The 16,305-nt window shown below is 35.1% G+C and carries 13 protein-coding genes; all 13 read left to right on the top strand.

The annotated features are described in order from the left end of the window. The first annotated feature begins 34 nt into the window (after positions 1–34). Positions 35–1,252 carry a sulfate reduction electron transfer complex DsrMKJOP subunit DsrP gene (dsrP, locus tag C1H87_RS02340; protein WP_102754277.1) on the top strand — a complete coding sequence of 406 codons (1,218 nt, stop codon included), beginning with the start codon at positions 35–37 and terminating at the stop codon, positions 1,250–1,252. 327 nt (positions 1,253–1,579) lie between these two features. Continuing rightward, complete coding sequence (nrfH, locus tag C1H87_RS02335; protein WP_102754276.1) at positions 1,580–2,179, top strand: cytochrome c nitrite reductase small subunit; 600 nt, start codon at positions 1,580–1,582, stop codon at positions 2,177–2,179. A gap of 13 nt (positions 2,180–2,192) precedes the next feature. Continuing rightward, positions 2,193–3,689: an ammonia-forming cytochrome c nitrite reductase gene (gene nrfA, locus C1H87_RS02330; RefSeq protein ID WP_102754275.1), complete on the top strand. Its 1,497-nt coding sequence runs from the start codon at positions 2,193–2,195 to the stop codon at positions 3,687–3,689. A 130-nt stretch (positions 3,690–3,819) separates the two neighbouring features. Beyond that, positions 3,820–6,972 carry a cytochrome c biogenesis protein gene (gene ccsA / locus C1H87_RS02325; protein ID WP_102754274.1) on the top strand — a complete coding sequence of 1,051 codons (3,153 nt, stop codon included), beginning with the start codon at positions 3,820–3,822 and terminating at the stop codon, positions 6,970–6,972. Positions 6,973–7,293: 321 nt separating this feature from the next. Then, positions 7,294–8,052: a Crp/Fnr family transcriptional regulator gene (locus C1H87_RS02320; protein ID WP_102754273.1), complete on the top strand. Its 759-nt coding sequence runs from the start codon at positions 7,294–7,296 to the stop codon at positions 8,050–8,052. A gap of 393 nt (positions 8,053–8,445) precedes the next feature. Beyond that, the gene (locus C1H87_RS02315) at positions 8,446–8,868 is read left to right on the top strand and encodes a globin family protein (RefSeq protein ID WP_102758147.1); all 423 of its coding nucleotides are present in this window, start codon (positions 8,446–8,448) and stop codon (positions 8,866–8,868) included. 18 nt (positions 8,869–8,886) lie between these two features. Beyond that, positions 8,887–9,711, top strand: coding sequence for a c-type heme family protein (locus C1H87_RS02310; RefSeq protein WP_102754272.1), 825 nt, complete (start codon positions 8,887–8,889; stop codon positions 9,709–9,711). A 333-nt stretch (positions 9,712–10,044) separates the two neighbouring features. Next, positions 10,045–10,524, top strand: coding sequence for a hypothetical protein (locus tag C1H87_RS02305; RefSeq protein WP_102754271.1), 480 nt, complete (start codon positions 10,045–10,047; stop codon positions 10,522–10,524). Between the two features lie 12 nt (positions 10,525–10,536). Then, positions 10,537–11,565: a ferredoxin--NADP reductase gene (locus C1H87_RS02300; RefSeq protein ID WP_102754270.1), complete on the top strand. Its 1,029-nt coding sequence runs from the start codon at positions 10,537–10,539 to the stop codon at positions 11,563–11,565. 223 nt (positions 11,566–11,788) lie between these two features. Further along, on the top strand, positions 11,789–12,502 hold the full coding sequence (locus tag C1H87_RS02295; RefSeq protein WP_102754269.1) for a cytochrome c3 family protein: 714 nt from the start codon (positions 11,789–11,791) through the stop codon (positions 12,500–12,502). A gap of 292 nt (positions 12,503–12,794) precedes the next feature. Beyond that, the gene (locus tag C1H87_RS02290; RefSeq protein ID WP_102754268.1) at positions 12,795–14,180 is read left to right on the top strand and encodes a CmpA/NrtA family ABC transporter substrate-binding protein; all 1,386 of its coding nucleotides are present in this window, start codon (positions 12,795–12,797) and stop codon (positions 14,178–14,180) included. Positions 14,181–14,250: 70 nt separating this feature from the next. Further along, positions 14,251–15,357, top strand: coding sequence for an ABC transporter permease (locus C1H87_RS02285; RefSeq protein ID WP_102754267.1), 1,107 nt, complete (start codon positions 14,251–14,253; stop codon positions 15,355–15,357). A 95-nt stretch (positions 15,358–15,452) separates the two neighbouring features. Then, positions 15,453–16,298 (top strand): ABC transporter ATP-binding protein, encoded by an 846-nt coding sequence (locus C1H87_RS02280; RefSeq protein WP_102754266.1) that lies wholly within the window; start codon positions 15,453–15,455, stop codon positions 16,296–16,298. Positions 16,299–16,305: the final 7 nt, after the last annotated feature.

Raw genomic sequence — 16,305 nt, 5'->3', positions numbered from 1 at the left:
GGTCTAGCCTAATTAAAAAAATAAATAAAAACAGATGAAACGATTAAAAGTTTTTGGAAGTTTAATTAAAGACAGTTTAGATACTATTACACATGGTTCTAAAAAATACCATTTATGGATGGCATTTTTAACTTTTGTTATGTTGGCCGGAATGTATTGCTATTCCATTCAGTTAGAGCATGGACTTAGTGTTACCGGTATGACAGATCGAGTGAGTTGGGGATTGTACATTTCTAATTTCACTTTTTTAGTAGGTGTAGCCGCTGCAGCAGTAATGCTCGTCATGCCAACCTATGTTTTAAAAGATATAGACTTTAAACAAGCCGTGCTTATTGGCGAGGGATTAGCTGTAGCCGCACTTATTATGTGTTTGGCCTTTGTAATTGCAGATATGGGAGGACCTTCGGTATTATGGCATATGATTCCGGGTATTGGAGTCTTTAATTTTCCAAACTCTATGTTAACTTGGGATGTGTTGGTACTTAACGGCTATCTGTTTTTAAACATAACCATTCCGTTTTATATTTTATTCAGACATTATCAAGGTAAAGAATCAAAACCGAATGTTTATATCCCAGGAGCAATTTTATCTGTTTTTTGGGCTGTAGCTATTCACTTGGTAACTGCTTTCTTATATCAAGGGTTACAGGCGCGTCCGTTCTGGAATAATGCTTTGCTTGGACCTCGATTTTTAGCTTCGGCATTTGCAGCAGGTCCGGCACTAATTATACTGGTTTTAGCCATTATTAGAAACTTTACGGAATTTAAAGTTAAAGACAAGACCATCAAAAAGATAGCGATGGTAGTTACCGTAGCCGCTCAAATAAATTTAATTATGCTAATTTCAGAACTATTCAAAGAGTTTTATGCACCAACACATCATAGTGAAAGTGCCTACTATCTATTCTTTGGATTAGATGGTAAAGATGCATTACTACCATGGATCTGGACAGCCATTCCTTTAAATGTACTGGCAACCGTTTTGTTAACATTCCATAAACTTAGAAACAACTTTAAAGTATTATTTTTCTGCTGTTTTATATTATTTATTGCCATTTGGATCGAAAAAGGATTCGGACTTATTGTACCGGGCTTTATACCTGGGCCTTATGGGAAAATAGCAGAGTATACACCCACTGGTATTGAAATAGGGGTTACGTTAGGAATTTGGGCACTTGGAGCCTTTGTATTTACAATACTAGCTAAAACAGCTATAGGTATAGAATTAGGAAAATTGAGATATAAAAAATAAATGTGAAAAATGTTTCGTATTTTTAGAAAATAGGGCAGGGTAAAGCGTTAAAAAATATCACTGAATATGATATATGTCAGCTTATTTATTTTAAAAAAACAAGAGATTTACACCTAAGTTTAAATGTGTATTTTATGCTTATAAAAAATTACTTAAACCACCTTCATCATGTCAAAAAAATGACACAATTTAAAGTTTTGTTTGAAGATAGTCATCGATTTTTTCCGGTTGAAAATTTAAATTTCATTATTCCGGAAGCTGATTTATTAGTTAAACCAACTTTATAGTTATAGAGCAAAATCATTTACTTAAAAATATATACATAGAGTGAACCTCAAAAAAAACATATTACCAGATAAAAAATCGCGATGGAGAACAGTTGCGGTTTTTTTAATAGCAGTAATTACCGGGTTAGGCTTTTTTATGGCAAAAGAAGCCGAGGTGGTTTCTTATATGTCAGACAATCCCCTAGCTTGTGTAAACTGCCATGTTATGACACCCGTTTATAATAGTTGGATGCACAGTTCGCATAGAGAATGGGCAAATTGTAACGATTGTCATGTACCACATAACAATGTATTTAACAAGTACTATTTTAAGGCAAAAGATGGTTTGTTTCATGCTTCCGTATTTACTTTAAGAGCAGAACCGGAAGTGATGTTTATGAGGGAGGAGTCTGAGGAAGTTGTGCAAAATAATTGTATTCGTTGCCATGTACAACAAGTAACACAAACAAAGTACGACGGTTGGATTGATGATCATGCAAAAAACAGGACAGAGAGAAAATGCTGGAGCTGTCATCAAGAAGTACCGCATGGTACAGTACACGGAATATCAACAATTAGAAATAATATAGCACCAATTCCAACAGACACAGACGAAACCGTTATACCAGATTGGTTAGAAAAACAAATAGCAGACAAATAAATTTACAACAAAAATGAAAAACAAAGTATTATTTATCGTTACCGCAGTAGTCGTATTTCTACTAGGGTTGTTAGCATCTAGTATTGTTAACAGAAAAAACGAAGCCAAATACAAATACGTACCGCAAGTTGAAATTAGCGAAAACGAACCTAGAAACGAAGAGTGGGGTAAAAATTACCCAGCCGAATACCAATCGTTTTTGCAAACAGCAGAAACAGATTTCGCTTCGCAACAAGGAGGCTCTGCTATGAGAGATGTATTGCATGAAGATTCACGTTTAGTCGTACTTTGGGCTGGATATGGATTTGCAAAAGACTATAACCAGGGTAGAGGACACCAATATGCTATTGAGGATTTAAGAAATTCTTTAAGAACAGGAGGTCCTAAAGGAAAAGGAGATGGTCCTATGCCAGCTACTTGTTGGACTTGTAAAAGTCCGGATGTACCGCGTTTAATGAACGAAAATGGTATCGATGAATTTTACTCAGGAAAATGGGCCGATAAAGGAGCTGAGGTCGTTAACCCTATTGGTTGTGCCGATTGTCATGATTCTAAAACTATGAAGTTAACCATTTCTAGACCAGCGTTAGTAGAAGCGTTTGAAGAAATGGGTAAAGATATCAATCAGGCCACCCATCAGGAAATGCGTTCTTTGGTATGTGCACAATGTCATGTTGAGTACTATTTCGATAAGAAATTACCAGGAAAAGAAGGTATTCCTTATTTAAAATTCCCTTGGAAGAATGGTATGTCTGTTGAAGCCATGGAAAAATATTATGACGATATAGGGTTTAAAGATTGGACACACAAGTTAAGCCGTGCACCAATGCTTAAAGCGCAGCACCCAGGTTACGAGACTTATTTAACAGGTGTGCATGCCGATAGAGGAGTATCTTGTGCAGATTGCCATATGCCTTATAAGAGTGAGGGTGGACAAAAATTCACAGATCACCATATCCAATCACCTCTAAACAATGTGGCTAATGCATGTCAGGTTTGTCATAGAGAAGATGCAGATAAGTTAAAAGAAAACGTTTACGAGCGTCAGCGTAAAGCAGCAGAAAACAGATTAAAATTAGAAGATTTCATTGTTAAGGCTCATATAGAAGCTAAAAAAGCTTGGGACTTAGGAGCAACAGAAGAGCAAATGAAAGATATCTTAATGGATATTCGTCATGCGCAGTGGCGTTGGGATTATTCTGCGGCAGCACACGGAGCATCGTTCCACTCTCCAGTAGAAACAGCTCGAGTAATGGGTAGTGCATTTACGGTTATTCAAGAAGGACGTTTAAAACTTGCACGTTTATTATCTGAACTTGGACATAACAAACCAGTAGAGATGCCGGATATTTCAACTAAAGAAAAAGCTCAAGAATATATTGGTTTAGATGTTGAAAAAATGAAAGCAGATAAAGAAGCATTTAAACAAAACTTAGTACCACAATGGTTAGAAGAAGCGAAAACACGTGAAGCTGGCTATGGTGCTCAAAAAGTATCAATGAACAAGTAAGGTTTTTATAACCTGCCTTTGTTGTAATTAATATTAAGAGGCTGTCTCTAAAGTCGTTGTAGTTTAATTTGTCAGGAAATGACATTGTACTTACTTTTGGAGACAGCCTCTTCTTTTTTAAGATAATCTCATGCAAAAATTATATAAATTACTATCATCATCAAGTTTAGCATTATTGCTATTGTTAGTTTTTGCAATTGCCATGGCAGTTGCCACCTTCGTAGAAAATGACTTTGGTACAGCAACTGCATGGGTTGCTATTTATGATGCCTGGTGGTTCGAAGTTGTTATGGCAGGACTAGCTATCTCGTTTGTAGCTAACATTTTTAAATATAATTTATTGCGTAAAGAAGCATGGGCAACATTATTGTTTCACTTAGCCTTTATTGTTATTATTTTAGGGGCTGGTATTACAAGATATTCCTCTTATGGAGGTATTATGAGGATTAGAGAGGGCGCATCATCTAACATCATAATATCTGATACCAATTTTTTATCGGCAACCATAAGTGATGGCACCACTACCAAGACCGTAAAAGAAAAATTAGCGTTTACACCTATAAGTAATAATGACTTTACTATAGAAACGCGTTTTAATGATAAGCCTATCATTATTTCATATAATAACTTTATTGCAGATGCTGTTCCAGAAATAGTTAACGATAGTGTTTCGGGCGAACCGCTTTTAGAAATGGTTGTAACCGTTGGTAATGGTAGAAATACAGTGTACCTTAAAAAAGGTGAAATTGAAAAGATAGGTCAACATCAACATGAAATAGGCTTTAATTCCAATAAGGAAGGCATTATTAATATTTTAGAAAAGGATGGCGCATTTAGTATTAAAACACCGCACGATTTAGACTTTTTTATCATGTCTTCGCAACAAGCAGGGAAAGTTGTTAAAGATAGCTTGCAGCCCATTACATTAAGAACTTTATATAGAGATGGCGATATTTCTTTTGTGCCACTGGTTTATCACGAAAAAGGAAAGTTTCAATTAAAAAGTGTGTCAGATAAACCTAAGGACAACGATAAAACTAAAGATGATGCGTTAATTGTTAACGTATCTGTTGATGGTGAAAAACAGCCCGTAAATATTCTATACAGGCAAGGCTTTTTACCGACGCACCACGATATAGAAATTAATGGAACAAAAGTCGTGCTTTCTTATGGTGCAGCAGCTATAAAAACACCTTTTTCAATTCAGTTAGACGATTTTCAATTGGAAAGATATCCTGGGTCTTCAAGTCCTTCGGCTTATGCTAGCGAGGTTACCATTCTAGATAATAACACGAAAACACCTTTCAGAATTTTTATGAATAATGTTCTAGATTATGAAGGCTTCCGTTTTTTTCAAGCCAGTTACGATACCGATGAAAAAGGAACTGTACTTTCTGTTAACCACGATTGGCTAGGCACCAATGTAACCTATTTAGGGTATTTGTTAATGATCGTTGGTATGTTTTTTACCTTTTTTGGAAAAAACTCAAGATTTAAATTCATCAATAAAAAATTAAAACAACTCAAAAAGAAATCTGTTGTAACGGCTTGTCTGCTTCTTTTTGGCGCAACCTATGGTTTTACACAAACGCCAACAGATTCGTTAACTATAGCAGTTGAAAAGGCTTTAGAAAGTCAGGAAATTGATAAAAATCATGCCGATTTCTTCGGCAGGCTTTTGGTACAGGATTTAGATGGGCGTATAAAACCTATAAACACTCTGGCATCGGAATTTCTTAGAAAAATCTCCAGAAAATCTAAATTCACTTATCCTCTCGATAATAAAAAAATAGTGCTAGATGCCAACCAAACCTTTTTGGCCATGCACATGTTGCCTCAAGTATGGCAGCGCGTACCCATTATAAAAGTAGATTTTGCTAAAACAGGAACCCTGTTCAATAACATTCCTAAAGGTAAAAACAACTTAATAGCCTTTACCAATTTGCTAGATGAAAACGATGCGTACATGTTAACCAGTCAAGTTGAAGCGGCTAATAAAAAGAAACCCTCGGAGCGTAATGAGTTTGATAAAGAAGTTTTAAAAATTGACGAACGTTTCAATATTCTTTACAATGTTTTTATAGGGAATTACCTGAAAGTTTTCCCTAACAAAAATGATGCTAATAACACTTGGTTTAGTTATACACATCATTTTAAGGATTTTCCAGATGAAGATGGTCAGTTTGCAAAAACAATTATCCCGACATATTTTAATGACATAGCTATTAATGACTATGAGAGCGCTCACGAAAAACTAGAATATATTAAAAAGTATCAAGAGGTTCTAGGTGCCGAGGTTATACCAACACCAGAGCGTATTGAGGCTGAGTTATGGTATAACAAAGCAAATATAAACTTCTGGCTGTTTCAGGTGTTTTTTACCTTAGGTTTTGTTCTGTTGGTTTTAGCCATTATTAGAATGTTTTCGCAGAAAAAATGGACAGAGGTTTTAAATAATATATTTATTATTTTAACATTGGTGTCCTTTTTATGTTTTACAGGAAATATTTTGCTGCGTTGGTTTGTAGCACAACATGCGCCCTGGAGTAATGGATATGAAATGCTCATTTTTGTAGCTTGGGTATTGGTATTATGCGGACTAATTACATTTAGGAAATCAGATTTTGCGTTGCCTCTATCAACGCTATTCTCAGGAGCTTTACTGCTTGTTAGTTATTTGGATTGGTTAAGTCCGGAAATAACCAATTTAATGCCCGTATTAAAGTCGTACTGGTTAAAAATTCACGTGGCTACTATTGTGAGTAGTTATGCGCCTTTGGCTTTATCTGCTATTTTGGGGCTTATGGCATTGTTGCTCTTAATCTTTAAAACACCCAAAACAAAAGCCATTATAGATATTAAAATCAAGGAGCTTACTTATATTAACGAAATAGCAATGACGATTGGTTTGTTTGTATTGGCAGTAGGAACGTTTTTAGGTGGTGTTTGGGCAAACGAATCTTGGGGACGCTATTGGGCGTGGGATCCGAAAGAGACCTGGGCACTAATAAGCATTATCGTATATGCCATTGTTTTACATTTACGTTTTATTCCAAAATTAAATAACAGTTATGTGCTTAATGTAGCCAGTATGTTTGCCTTTTGGGCTATTATAATGACGTCGTTTGGTGTAAACTATTATCTCTCCGGTTTACATAGTTATGCAGCAGGAGACCCGTTGCCTATACCGTCATTTGTTTACGTTTTAGCAGTATTTATGATCCTTGTGGCTGTTGTAGCAGCTGTTAGAAATAAAAAGGAGCAGGTCGTTTCTACTAAATAAAAATTAACGTAAATCTTGCTTTAGAGCTCAAGTTGAGCTCCCAACTAAACGAGTTTCTTCCTTTTTTAAAGGGAGGTGGATTCCGATGAAATCGGAATTCGGAGGGTTAAAACAACTCTTTTCCAATTTTAATTTATTATTAACGTTTTATTCTGAGAATATGATAATTATCCATAACCGAAATTACCTACTTGTGAATTTGAATAGCGATTTTTGGTTATCTCTCAAAAGTGCATGTCTAGGTTAAAAACATAAGTATTAATACTTATATTTGTTTTAAAGACCAAAAGATTTTTTAATCTTAAAAGATACTTTTAAAATATGCAAGCCAGAGAAAAAACAACATATAACGCTAAGTCAAGAGCAAGGTTGTTGTCTGGTGTAACTTGCAGTTCATGCGATAATTCTAACTGCTTAATAAAAAGAAATTTACCAGTTTTAGAAAGTTCAAATTTCCCCGATCATAAGAATAATATTAAATGTAAAAAAGGACAACAGTTTATTATTGAAGGTGCACATGTAACCGGGCTGTTTTTCATTTTAAAAGGAACTGTTAAGGTATTCAGGACAGGAATTAATGGAAAAGAGCAGATCGTTAGGTTTGCTAAAGAAGGTGAGATTATAGGACATCGTGGTTTTGGTACAGAGGAGTATTATTCTATTGGAGCTATTGCTATAGAAGATACTACATTGTGTTATTTTTCAAAAAATATTTTACAGGAAACCTTGCATAAAACTCCTGAGTTTACATACGATTTAATGCTTTTTTATGCCAATGAGCTTAATAGAAGCGAATCTAAAGTGAAGTCGTTATCTCAAATGACGGTTCGGGAACGGGTAGTAGACACCTTACTTTATATACACAGAAAGTTTGGCGATGTTAGAGGGTTTTTAAACCTTCCGTTAAGCAGAAAAGAATATGCCGATTATGCGGGTACTTCAGAAGAACAGGTTATTAGGGTATTTTCAACTTTAAAAAAGGAAGGGCTTATATCTGCCAGCGGTAAAAAAATAGGTATTATAAATATCAATCTTCTTAAAAAAGAGATTAGCGAGCATAACTTTTTCTTAGACAGCTAATCATGAGGTGTTAAGACACGAATTAACACCAATAAAATCTCAATATGATGGAAATTCCCCCATACTTACCTTTACAAACTTTATTTACTAATCAATAAACTTGTTTTATTTTTTAGTAAACAACTAGTATCTGTTACAATTAGTGATAATTCGTGAAATTAGTGTCTTTCCTTATTATATTTCGGTTAAGGTTGAAATCTAAAATAAAACCTGTTGTAAACGCAGTTTTATTTATGTTGTTTTTTTAGGTTTTAAACTGTTCTAAAAAGAGGTTTTCTTCTGTTATTAACCATTTTTATTCCAATAGAGTCGTAGTAGTTTTGCTTTGTATTTAAGTATTAATACTTACATGAGTTTGTAAGTATAATGTATAACAAAACAACTATATGGATTATGGAAGAAAAAACAATTACTCTTGTACAAGATTCTTTTGAAAAGGTAAAACCAATAGCACCGGAAGCTGCCGAAATATTTTACTCTAAACTGTTTGAATTGGATCCGGCCTTGCAATCATTATTTCCCAATAGTGACGAAGACATGAAAATACAGGGTAATAAGTTAATGTCTATGCTGGGATCGGCCGTAGCAGGATTGAACAACTTAGACGCCTTAATACCGATTTTACAAGATTTGGGAAAACGTCATTTAGACTATAAGGTAGAGGAGTTCCATTACCAAACAGTTGGAGAAGCGTTGCTAAAAACCTTAAAAACAGGCTTGGGAGATGCTTTTACACCAGAAGTAGAAGAGGCTTGGGCAACAGTATATAACACTATGGCAGATGTTATGATACGCGCTTCATATGTTAAACTATAAACCATTAAAAGTAAGATTATGGAAAAGATTATAAAAATTTATAGTGTTATATGTATCATAGCTATTACCATGAGTTGTTTTTTTTCCTGTGGCGGCGTACCAGAAGATAAAAAAGCTTCAGCAGGTACAGAGAAAGCATTTTCGGTAGAAGAAGTACTCGAAATGGTAGCAAAAGAAAATGATGTTACACGTACCCTATATACAAAGGCCATAGTTGGAAAAGGAAAGAAACAGGGGATGAAGTTTGATGAAGACTGGAGAAAAGATGATGTTGAAGCAGGACCGTTACCAGCTTTATTTTTAAGAGGTGTAGCAACAAGTATCAAGAAAAGTCCTGTGCCACTGGGACTTTACCTAGGGTCTGACTTTCCTATTAATGCCGCTAATAAATTTGAAGGACAACAAGCTGTTTTATTCGAGCAGATCAAAAAAGACCAAAAGCCTCAATTCTTCTATGATGACGACCAAAAGTTACACACGGCCATGTTTGTCGATTTAGCAAGTGCGGGTGCGTGTGTGACTTGCCATAACGATCATGCTCAAACTGCAAAAAGCGATTGGAAGCTTGGAGATGTTATGGGAGCTACAACATGGCAATACCCTAAGGACTCGTTAAGCTATAAAGAAACCGTAGCAGTATTAAACTCTTATGCAAAAGGTACAGTAGATATTTATATGGAATATCTGGATGAAATAGAAGCTTTTGAAAAAAGCGAAAAACCGGTTATTGGAGATAAATGGCCGGAAGAAGGAAACTATTTGCCTACAGCAGAAGTTTTTCTAGATAGTGTTAAAAAGCTATCGTCTTACGAAACAATGAAGCATTTAGTAGCAGCGAAATAGTAAGTTTAGTTTTTGTTAGTTACAATTATGTCCATAACTAATGCCCCATATTATTTACGGTTATGGACTGGTTGTAATGAAAAGCAAATCAGATTATAAAATACCCTTTGGGTTTACCAAGGAGGTTCAAATTGTCGTTTTTCATATAGTCGAATAACCAAAGTAAACTACAAGGAAGCGATAATATAAGATATAGATTTAGGTATTTGAAATTGAGGAGTTAATAATGAAACCTGAAACCAACAAGCCTAGGTTTAGCATGGTTGGAGCTTATTTTATGATTTCGCCCCAAATAGTTGGTTTCAGGATTTTCTCAGAATTTAACATTAGTTTATGGTAACAAGCAACAAGTCCACCATTTTAGGTGTAGCTTTTCTAGCGCTTTTTTTTCTTCAGTATTTTTTACAACTGGAATGGAATTGGTTATTAGAAAACCAACAAGACGAAATGTATAAACGTTGGTCTGGATTAGCGATTGCTTTATTAATAACATGCCAATGGTTGTTAACCGTAACTAGAGTTATTAATAAATGGCGGCCTTACTCAATAAAAATGGCAACAATGCATAAATGGCTTGGTGCTTTAAGCCCTGTGTTTTTTTATGCACATAGTATGCATCTGGGGTATGGATATTTGCTTTTATTATCCTATGTATTCCTTTCAAACGCCCTGTTAGGTTATATCAATCTGGATGTTATTAAAAATAATAGTGATTGGCTGTTTAAAGGATGGATGATTGCTCATGTGGCATTTTCCATAATAGTATCCATACTCATGTTTTTCCATATAGGAGCGGTTTTCTATTATAAATAAATATTAACGCATATGAAACTACAGATAAAAGATATTATAAAAGAAACCAAAGACTCGGTAAGTCTGAGTTTTAAAAATGGAAATTTATTTAAGAAGGTATCCTACAAACCGGGGCAATTTTTAACAATTCATGTGCCTATCGATAATGTGGTACATAAAAGAGCTTATTCATTTAGCAGTAACCCATACACAGAGAAGGATTTAAAAATAACCATTAAGCGGGTTGAAAAAGGTTTAGTGTCTAACTACGTACACGACCATCTTAAAATTGGGGATAAATTAGAAATTGATAAACCCACCGGATCGTTTTATGTAGAGCCCAGACCAGAATTAAAAAAACAATATGTTCTATTTGCAGGAGGAAGCGGTATAACGCCTATTTATTCCATAATAGAAGCCGTTTTGGTAAAAGAAATTCATTCTAAAATTTTATTGGTATTTGCCAATCAGAATATAGAGTCTATTATTTTTCATAATGAAATAGAAGCCTTAGCAAAGCAATACCCGGATCGATTTTGTGTCGAACATATTTTGTCTACAAACATAAAAGAAGCGGAGAACTACCATGCAGGTTTGGCAAATAAGACATTGTTGGATAGTATCTTTTTAAAGCACGAGCTTAAATATGAAGATCATACCTATATGATTTGCGGGCCTTTCGGGTATATGGAAAAAATAAAGGAACTATTAAAAACAAATGGTATTTCCCGCGAACAAATTAAAGTAGAAGTATTTAAAAGTCCGGAAATAAAGCTATCGGGCAAAGACCTTATAAGCGATGTAACCTTAAAAGTAAATGGAGAATCGCATCAAATGAAGGTTAGGGGAGATAAGTCCATATTATGGCAAGCCATGTCCGATAATATTGTATTACCCTATTCATGCCGATCTGGTATGTGTTCTGCCTGTAAAGCAAAATGTGTTTCTGGAGAAGTGAAAATGGTTGAAGGCCATTTACTCTCTGAAAGTGAAGTCGCTAACGGCCATATTTTAACCTGTGTGAGCTATCCGGCAAGCGAGCAGGTTGTAATTGAAGTTTAATCGTAATAGAATTAAAGTACTGTGATGATACATAAAAAGTATTTAATAATTTGATTTTATGATCAATTGAGACCTGTCAGGTTTTTAAAAACCTGACAGGTCTGACTAAAGTACTAAGAAGTAAAGAAATTTTTATTAGTAATTCCCTGGAGTGAGATGAACTCTTATTTTGAACATAATCAAATTATGTTTCAGTAAAACTGGGAATCTAAAATTTAATCATATGTTTAAAGTAGGTTCGTTAAGACAAAGACAGTATATAGGAGGTATTATAGGTTTAGTATCCGGTGTTTTGCTATTCTATTTTTTAACGTTGGATACCTCAGAATCATATCGATCTATAGGCCCTATGAATGCAGGACATCAGGATTTAACTTGCGTGGCATGTCATGCAGATGCCAAAGGGAACCTAATGCAACAAATACAATCAAATATATCTCATGCTGTCGGCACCAGAGAAAACGGTGTTGATTTCGGAACTCAAGATGTTACGGTTACCAATTGTTTAGAATGTCACGATAGACCAAATGACAGGCATCCTAATCATCGCTTCTCTGAACCCAGATTTAAAGAAGCGATAAAAAATATCGACGCAACTACATGTATTACATGCCACTCTGAACACCATGAAGAACGCGTAACCGTAGCATCAATTGATTATTGTATGAATTGCCATGGAGATCTGGTTGTTGAGAACGATCCGTTGGATATATCTCATAAAGACCTCATTGCAAAAGAAGAGTGGTTTACTTGTATACAGTGCCACGATTTTCATGGAAACCACAAATACGATGTTCCAACAGAATTAAAAGATACCATCCCAATGAAAGTTATTCAGGCATACTTTAAAGGTGGTGAAGATCCATATGGTACCAATAAGAAATATATTGGCTTATCTCAAACCGAATGGATGAAACAATTGGAAAAAAACCAATAGTTTTTTTGACGGATAGTTACTAATATATTGAATATTTCTGGCTTTCACTAAAAATTTTTCATTAAATACCTAGTATTAATTAGTAGCTATCCGTCTACTTTATCCCAATTAAGTATATTTTAAATTGTTGTTTTTCAGCCTCTTATTATGCTAACCTGTTTTTTAGCAGGTTTTGTTATGGTGTAAAAAGTGTTACGCATATGCTGTTAATCATGAGCGATAAGTGTTTGTACTTATATATTTGTCAAAAAATAAGTATTTATACTTAGTAATCATCTAAAAGAATTAAATTATGAGGACACTAATAACAAAAACATTGTATGCTGTAGCACTTTCTTTACTACTAGTTGGTTGTGGAGGAAAAGAAAAAAAGAAAGCCAAAGAGGAGGTTGCTGCTCTAGCGACTCCAACCTTAGAAATAGAAAAGCCACAGTTAACATTTGGTTTTATTAAACTAACAGATATGGCACCTTTAGCTATTGCTAAAGAAAAGGGTTTTTTCGAAGACGAAGGTTTATTCGTATCCGTAGAAGCACAATCGAACTGGAAAAACATTCTGGATCGGGTAATTGATGGTCAGTTAGATGGTTCGCATATGTTAGCAGGTCAACCTATTGCTGCTGGTGCCGGTTTTGGTAGACAAGCAGAATTAGTGACACCATTTTCTATGGATTTAAACGGTAATGGTATTACAGTATCTAACGATGTGTGGTCTAAAATGAAACCTAACGTACCAAAAGGCGAAGATGGAAAACCAATACATCCTATTAAAGCAGACGCTTTAAAACCAGTAATTACAGAATATAAAAATTCAGGAAAAGCGTTTAAAATGGGTATGGTATTCCCGGTATCAACACATAATTATGAAATTCGTTATTGGTTAGCAGCAGCAGGTATTCATCCTGGTATGTACACAGCCGAAAACGTACAGGGACAAATTGATGCAGAAGTTTTATTATCTGTAACACCGCCACCACAAATGCCAGCGACTTTAGAAGCAGGAACTATTTATGGTTACTGTGTAGGCGAGCCATGGAACCAACAAGCCGTGTTTAAAGGAATTGGGGTACCGGTAACAACGAATTACGATATCTGGAAAAACAATCCGGAGAAAGTTTTTGTAATGACTAAAAAGTTTATCGAAGAAAATCCAAATACAGCAGTAGCAGTAACAAAAGCCTTAATTCGTGCGGGTAAATGGTTAGACGAACCAGGAAACAGAAAAGAAGCTGTTAAAATACTTTCTATGCCACAGTATGTTGGTGCAGACGAAGTGGTATTAGCAAACTCCATGACAGGAACGTTTGAATTCGAAAAAGGTGATAAACGCGAGATGCCAGACTTTAATGTATTCTATAAATACCATGCAACATATCCGTTTTATTCAGATGGTATCTGGTTCTTAACTCAAATGCGTCGTTGGGGACAAATACCAGAATCTAAACCAGCAACATGGTACGAAGAAACCATTAAAGATATCTATCGTCCGGATATTTGGAAAAAAGCAGCCGATATTTTAGTATCCGAAGGAAAAATTCCAGCATCAGATATTCCAAATACCGATGGCTATAAACCAGCAACTACTGATTTTATTGATGGCAATTCATACGATGCCAAAGATCCTATAGGCTATATAAACAGCTTTACTATAGGAAATAAAGATGACAACTCGATTTAATAAAATCAGTTTAAACAGAAATTCACCTTAAACAAAAACTAATAACAAAAACTATTAAATCTATAGAGCCATGAAGCAGAGTGTAACATTAAACAAAGTAACCAAGTTTATAGGTCTTGGCTTTTTTTCCACACTAAAAGCACTTTTTACAGGCAAATTAGAAAAGGAAGATTTTAGAGATTTCTTGCGTAAAGTAGTCGTACCTATTCTTTCTATAATTTTATTTATAGGGCTGTGGCATGCGGGCGCTAAGAAGCTCTATAATATTGAAGCAGAGTACAAGATCAATAAAGCTTTAACAGAGCAGGGGCAAGCAGAAGCAGACGCTATGGCAGCATGTATTGCTTCAGGCGATGTTAGTTGCCAGCCTAACACATTACCTTCTCCAGTACAAGTTTGGGAATCTTACAGATCCTTGCTTAGAGACCATAATATTATTAGTGCAGACAAGGCAGCTTTTAAAGAAAAAACAGCTGCTTTAAATGCCAAGCGTATTGCAGATGGTAAAGATCCTATAACCTATACGGGAAGACCATCGTTTGTCGATCAAATATTTACAAGCCTTAAAACCGTATTTGCAGGATTTCTATTAGCCTTGTTAATTGCTGTTCCTATTGGAATTATTATTGGGTTGAGTAAAACACTTCGAAGTTCTTTTAACTGGCTCATACAGATTTTTAAACCTGTATCTCCAGTAGTTTGGTTGTTATTAGTGTTCATGATTGTTAAAACCATGACCAAAGATTCAAATTCGGATAGTGCATTCATTATCTCGTTTATTAGTGTTGGTTTATGCTCTATGTGGGCAACATTGGTAAATACGGCCATGGGTGTAGCATCGGTAGATAAAGACTACATTAACGTTGCTAAGGTTTTAAAATTAGGAGCATTCCAAAAGGTATTTAAAGTCATACTGCCATCGTCATTACCATTAATATTTACTGGTTTACGTATTACCTTATCGGTAGCATGGATGGTATTGATCGCTATCGAACTATTGGCGCAAAGCCCAGGGTTAGGATCTTTTGTTTGGGAAGAATTCCAGAATGGTGCTAACGATTCGAATTCGAAAATAATCGTTGCCATGTTTGTTATAGGAATCATCGGATTTTTATTAGATAGATTGATGTTGACCGTTCAAAATATGGTGTCGTTTAATAAGAATGATGGTATATAATTATGTTGAATCGCTGAACCGTTGAATCGTTTATTTGTTGAATTTAGCAAATAAACGAATCGACAAATCAACAAATAACAATTAAACAACAAAAAATGGCTTATCTAGAATTAAATAATATATGTAAAACTTACGGTCAAGGCGATTATGCTACTGAGGTGCTTTCAAACATCAACTTATCTATTGATGAAGGAGAGTTTGTAGCTATAGTAGGGTTTACAGGAAGTGGAAAAACAACCTTGGTGAATCTAATAAATGGTTTATTACTACCCACTAGTGGCGAAGTATTGTTTAAAGGGGAACCAGTGGTTGGTACCAGTCATGAACGAGGTGTTATTTTTCAAAATTACTCATTGCTTCCATGGTTAACAGTAGGACAGAATGTATATATGGCAGTTAAAGAAGCTTTTCCAAAAGAGAAAAAATCTGTTTTAAACGACATTGTTAAAAACTATGTAGAAATGGTAAGCTTAACACCAGCTATAAACAAACGTCCTAAAGAATTATCTGGAGGAATGAGACAGCGTGTTGCCGTGGCAAGAGCATTGGCCATGAAACCCGAAATGATAATTATGGATGAACCCTTGGGAGCATTGGATGCTTTAACCCGTGGGAATTTGCAAGACGAGATTTTGAATATATGGAATAAAGACAAGCGTACTGCTTTGTTAATTACCAACGATGTTGATGAAGGGATTTATATGGCAGACAGGATTATTCCGTTGCGTCCGGGGCCAAATGCTACATTAGGACCAGAGTTTAAAATTGATATCGAACGTCCAAGAGATAAAACAGAGATGAACGATAACCCTAATTACAAGCAAACTCGAAATGCTATAATTGAGTATTTAATGGATATTGGGAATGAGCGTAAGTCGGAGTCTCAAGAAGAATACGTTTTACCAGATTTAACCCCAAAAAGCTTTGTTGGACGCTTTTAAAAAAACG

Source organism: Flavivirga eckloniae (assembly GCF_002886045.1).
Lineage (GTDB): Bacteria > Bacteroidota > Bacteroidia > Flavobacteriales > Flavobacteriaceae > Flavivirga > Flavivirga eckloniae.
Note: the sequence above shows the minus strand (reverse complement) of the source record. Positions and strands in the feature narration are given on the sequence as shown.

Coding starts and splice junctions, on each gene's coding strand:
- C1H87_RS02295 (WP_102754269.1), top strand. CDS start 11,789: ATGTTTAAAGTAGGTTCGTTAAGACAAAGACAGTATATAGGAGGTATT.
- C1H87_RS02305 (WP_102754271.1), top strand. CDS start 10,045: ATGGTAACAAGCAACAAGTCCACCATTTTAGGTGTAGCTTTTCTAGCG.
- C1H87_RS02320 (WP_102754273.1), top strand. CDS start 7,294: ATGCAAGCCAGAGAAAAAACAACATATAACGCTAAGTCAAGAGCAAGG.
- nrfA (WP_102754275.1), top strand. CDS start 2,193: ATGAAAAACAAAGTATTATTTATCGTTACCGCAGTAGTCGTATTTCTA.
- C1H87_RS02300 (WP_102754270.1), top strand. CDS start 10,537: ATGAAACTACAGATAAAAGATATTATAAAAGAAACCAAAGACTCGGTA.
- dsrP (WP_102754277.1), top strand. CDS start 35: ATGAAACGATTAAAAGTTTTTGGAAGTTTAATTAAAGACAGTTTAGAT.
- C1H87_RS02290 (WP_102754268.1), top strand. CDS start 12,795: ATGAGGACACTAATAACAAAAACATTGTATGCTGTAGCACTTTCTTTA.
- C1H87_RS02315 (WP_102758147.1), top strand. CDS start 8,446: ATGGAAGAAAAAACAATTACTCTTGTACAAGATTCTTTTGAAAAGGTA.
- C1H87_RS02310 (WP_102754272.1), top strand. CDS start 8,887: ATGGAAAAGATTATAAAAATTTATAGTGTTATATGTATCATAGCTATT.
- C1H87_RS02285 (WP_102754267.1), top strand. CDS start 14,251: ATGAAGCAGAGTGTAACATTAAACAAAGTAACCAAGTTTATAGGTCTT.
- ccsA (WP_102754274.1), top strand. CDS start 3,820: ATGCAAAAATTATATAAATTACTATCATCATCAAGTTTAGCATTATTG.
- C1H87_RS02280 (WP_102754266.1), top strand. CDS start 15,453: ATGGCTTATCTAGAATTAAATAATATATGTAAAACTTACGGTCAAGGC.